Raw genomic sequence first — 4,369 nt, 5'->3', positions numbered from 1 at the left:
GGGGCCGAGGTCTATCTCCTCGATGAACTGGCCCGAGGAGAAAAGGCGGCGGCCAACAAGCTCCACTTGGCGGTGGTCACCGGCAAAAAAATGAGCCGAGAAGAGGCCCTTAAAGGGGAGGAACGTATTCGTCGTTCGGCCGGCTTGGCCTCTTACCACCCCTTAAAGATCTCTTTTGTAACTCCGGAAGATAAAGAAAAATTGCAACCCAAAGGCTTCCGATTTATTGAAGGATCTTGAAATGAAATAGTCCTTAATTATCCGGCTTTCCTTTTGTAAGGAGGAAGTTATGCTTGATCAGAAAGAAAGAAAACGCCTTGAAAAAGTCCTTGATATCCTCAAAAAGACCTATCCTAAAGCCAAGATTGCCCTTAAGTTTTCTAATCCACTTGAACTTCTGGTGGCTACGGTCCTTTCGGCTCAATGTACTGACGAAAGGGTTAACCAGGTAACCAGAGAGCTTTTTAAAAAATACCCTACTGTGTCGGCTTACGTCGAAGCTCCATTAGAAGAACTAGAGCAAGATATCAAGCCTACTGGTTTTTATCGTAACAAGGCCCGTAATATTAAAGAGGCCGCCCGGATCATCCTTCAGGATTTTGGCGGCCAAGTTCCCCGGACGATGGAAGAAATGCTCCGTCTGCCTGGAGTGGCCCGGAAGACAGCCAATATTGTCTTAGCTAATGCTTATGGAGTGGTGGAGGGGATCCCGGTAGATACCCACGTCCGCAGGGTATCCCAGAGACTGGGGTTCACCAAAGAGAAGGATCCCAATAAAATTGAAAAGGACCTTATGGCCATAATCCCCCGAGAGGATTGGGCCAGAATCCCTTACATCTTTATTGATCACGGACGCAAGGTCTGCAAGGCCCGTAAACCCCGTTGCCAGGACTGTCCGGTAAAGGATCTTTGCCCATCGGCCCGGGAGTTCCTTTAAAGGGGCTTTTTCTGGCGTGATCTTCTCAATAGAAGTACGGCCCCCACTAGGGCTATTACCAGAACTCCCAAGACTACCATTTCAATCATGAAGTAACGGAACTTTTCTGGATCAATGGCCCCGCTGTGGGAGGTCTCAAAGGAGATGAGGAGGAAACGCCTGATAGAGGCAATAATGGCCACCATCAAGAAGGGCTCCACACAAGCCAAGTGATAGCTTTCACTGAAGACTATCTGGACGGTATGCAGGATCTCTAGAAACATAAGGGCCAGAAGAAACCGATCCATCACTTTGAGAATACCGTGGGAGATATCTCCGTGGAAAAAGGCACTTCCTAGGGCCCGGCTGCCATCATAGATGACCTCTGCGGTGGCAATAGCAATACCCACGGCCACACAGATGTAGAGGATCCGTTCTATCTTATGAAAGTATTCCTGGAAGAGAAGATCCCAATCAGGGGGTCTTTTGGGGGGCATTGGTAACTCCTTATTCGGCCTTCAGCCGTTTTGTTAGCAGTAAACTTTCGTTTCTATCAGTGTTCATTGGCTCCTTATTCGGCCTTCAGCCCCAGGAAGCCCGGAAGAATCTCCTTGACCCTGTTCATAGCCCGGGCCCGATGGCTGATCTTATTTTTTATCTCTGGGGATAGCTCCGCCATGGTCTTGCCAAATTCCGGGACAAAGAAGACAGGATCATAACCAAAACCATGCTCTCCTTTAGGAGCTTCGGCAATATATCCTTCACAGATTCCCTCTACAGCAAACCATCGGTAGGAAGGATGGTAGACTACAGCCACGCACCGGAAACGAGCCCGGCGTCTCTCCGGAGGGACACTGGCCAGAGCCTCAAGGAGCTTGGCATTACGATCCTCATCTGTGGCCTCAGGACCGGCGTAGCGAGCCGAATATACCCCTGGCGCCCAACCCAGAGCCTCTACCTCCAGGCCTGAATCGTCGGCTAAGGCCGGAAGGCCTGTAGCTAAAGCCACGGCCTTGGCCTTCTTTAGGGCGTTTTCTAAAAAAGTCCTGCCGTCTTCAACAACCGAAGGGACATCAAAACCATCAAGCCCCTTAACCTCTATAGGGAGGTCTTTAAGTAGGGCCCGAAGTTCTCTGAGCTTACCTTTGTTTCTAGTGGCTAGAATAATTATTTGTTTCATCCCTGAAGGGCCCTTCTCTGATGAGTCAGAAGCTCTTCTATCCCCTTCCAGGCCAAATTCCTCATTGTCTCCAAGGCCTTCCAAGAAAAGGGATTCTTTTCTGCTGAAGCCTGGATCTCTACCAGGCCTCCTGACTCGGTCATTACAAAGTTGGCGTCTACTTCGGCCAGAGCGTCTTCCTCATAGCAAAGATCAAGAAGTATCTCCCCGCCGACTACCCCTACACTTACTGCCGCTAAGGCCTCCCGAATAGGGTCTTCCTCTATGAGGCCCTTGTTAAGGAGGTACTCTACAGCCTCCCTCATGGCCACATAGGCTCCGGTAATCGCCGCTGTCCGGGTGCCACCATCTGCCTGGATAACGTCACAGTCAACCCATAAGGTTCGTTCACCAAGCTTGGCTAAGTCAACAACAGCCCGAAGGGAGCGCCCTATTAAACGCTGGATTTCGTACGTCCGCCCTCTAGGGCGACCGATTTCCCGCTGAGAACGGGTAAGGGTAGAGCGGGGGAGCATGGCGTATTCGGCGGTGATCCAACCACTTCCGGTATCTTTTAGAAAGGCCGGGACCTTATCTTCTACCGAGACCGTGCAGATGACCCTGGTGTTGCCCATCTCAATGAGGACTGATCCCTCGGCATGGGAAATGAATCGGCGCCTTATGGTTACGGGCCTTAATTCATCGGGACGACGACCATCAGGCCTCATGGCCAGTAACTCTGGCCTATGGTTGGGGCGTTGTCAAGATTAAAGGAATCTCTGCCATTTCAGCCAATAAGGTTTTACAGATCCTCCAGAAAACAGGCTATCAGAGAGACGGTGGCCTCTATATCGGCCTTTAAGGCCAGGGTCCATGGAGCGTGGATGTAGCGGACCGGTACTGAGACCGCTGTGGCTCTAACTCCTAAGGCGGCAAGCTGAAGAGCAGCGGCATTGGTACCGCCCTTATTTTTTACTACCAGCTGATAGGGGATTCCGGCTTCTTGGGCCACTTGGGCCAGCTTCTGGCAGAGGGCTCTGTCGGCCAGAAAACGGGCGTCGGCCATTCTGATCTCTGGTCCTCGTCCAAGCCTAGCCGTAATTTTTGATTCTGGAGTCCCCGGGATATCTGTAGCCATGGTTCCCTCAAGGCAAATAGCTAGCTGAGGTCTGATTCGCTCTCCGGCGACCTTGGCCCCTTTAAGACCAATCTCTTCAGAGACGCTGGCCAGAAGATAAAGGTCATAAGTTGTCTGGGGAACCCTCTTCAAGGCTTCAATCATCACGAAAAGCCCCACCCGGTCATCGAGGGCCCGGGCCATAATAGAAAAAGGTGTCTCCTTGAATCCGGAGGCAAAGGTTACCGGATCTCCAACAGAGAGTACCTTCTCGACCTCGGATCCCAGACCGGTGTCGATGAGCATCTCGTCTATCTCCGGTACCTCCCGGGTGGGCTCTCGGAGGTGAGGAGGGGTGGCAACAAAGATTCCAATAACCGGTTTCTCGCCCCAGATGACCACTTGCTGGCCATAGCAAACCCTGGGGTCTATTCCTCCGATAGGAATCACCCGGACAAAACCTCCTTTTTCTATCTTGCGGACCAGAAAACCGACCTCATCAAGATGGGCATCGAGAAGAAGCCGGGGACCAGGCCCCGGGCGATGAAAGATGACATTGCCTAAGGCATCTCTTTCAAATTCGGCCTCAGGGAGAATCTGACTTATGGTCTCTATAACCATCTCGGCCACCGCCTCTTCGGCCCCTGGTACCCCGGGAGCCTTGCATAGGCGTTCAAGAAGAGACCAATCTAAAGCATTTTTGGTCATCTTTGTCCTCCTTGTGGCTCATTGAAGACGTGTTATCTTGGCTGTTATGGATGAGTCTATCCAAAAAAGGCTCTCCTTGGCCAGGAAGATTTATCGCTCTTCGAGAGCCCAACTTGAGGCGATACTGGCCGATGATCTTATCCGTTACCGGCGGGCCATAGAGATTACCAATCGGGCCTTAATCACTACGGGAATTGCCGCCATTTGTGCCACTTGTCCGGATGAAGACGGACAAACCTGTTGTGGAAGAGGACTTGAACGCCACGTCGATCTTTGTATCTTGGTGCTCAATCTTCTCTTAGGGGTTAGCCTGCCTGGGGAAAGGGAGCTAGAGCAGGGATGTTTTTTCGTTGGCCCTAAAGGTTGTAAAATTCTGGCCCGGCCAATTATCTGTCGTAACCATCTTTGCCTGGAGATTAAAGAAAAGGTTCCTCTTCAGGAGATTATCTACTTTCAAAACGCCTGGAGT

The 4,369-nt window shown here is 51.3% G+C and carries 5 protein-coding genes and 2 pseudogenes; 3 read left to right on the top strand and 4 right to left on the bottom strand.

The window, feature by feature from the left end; translation table 11 throughout:
- Nucleotides 1–240: pseudogene (locus ACXJJX_RS00900) on the top strand (amino acid transporter); the annotation flags it as partial.
- Between the two features lie 49 nt (nt 241–289).
- Entirely contained in the window at nt 290–937 is a 648-nt protein-coding gene (gene nth, locus ACXJJX_RS00895) for an endonuclease III (RefSeq protein ID WP_456430965.1), read from the top strand.
- Here nth and ACXJJX_RS00890 read toward each other — a convergent pair.
- From ACXJJX_RS00890 to ACXJJX_RS00875, 4 genes are all read right to left on the bottom strand, one after another.
- Nucleotides 934–1,413 (bottom strand): phosphate-starvation-inducible PsiE family protein, encoded by a 480-nt coding sequence (locus tag ACXJJX_RS00890; RefSeq protein WP_456430964.1) that lies wholly within the window; start codon nt 1,411–1,413, stop codon nt 934–936. The genes nth and ACXJJX_RS00890 overlap by 4 nt on opposite strands.
- Nucleotides 1,414–1,487: 74 nt before the next feature.
- Entirely contained in the window at nt 1,488–2,096 is a 609-nt protein-coding gene (locus ACXJJX_RS00885) for an XTP/dITP diphosphatase (protein ID WP_456430963.1), read from the bottom strand.
- Complete coding sequence (gene rph, locus ACXJJX_RS00880; RefSeq protein WP_456430962.1) at nt 2,093–2,803, bottom strand: ribonuclease PH; 711 nt, start codon at nt 2,801–2,803, stop codon at nt 2,093–2,095. Before rph ends, ACXJJX_RS00885 begins: the two co-directional genes overlap by 4 nt.
- A gap of 74 nt (nt 2,804–2,877) precedes the next feature.
- Nucleotides 2,878–3,900, bottom strand: a complete 1,023-nt coding sequence (locus tag ACXJJX_RS00875) for a M42 family metallopeptidase (protein WP_456430961.1) — start codon at nt 3,898–3,900, stop codon at nt 2,878–2,880.
- A 76-nt stretch (nt 3,901–3,976) separates the two neighbouring features.
- Here ACXJJX_RS00875 and ACXJJX_RS00870 point away from each other — a divergent pair.
- Nucleotides 3,977–4,369 (top strand): annotated as a pseudogene (locus tag ACXJJX_RS00870) (hypothetical protein); the annotation flags it as partial.

It is taken from the genome of Thermosulfuriphilus sp. (genome assembly GCF_054026695.1).
This window is presented reverse-complemented; position numbering and strand designations above follow the sequence as displayed.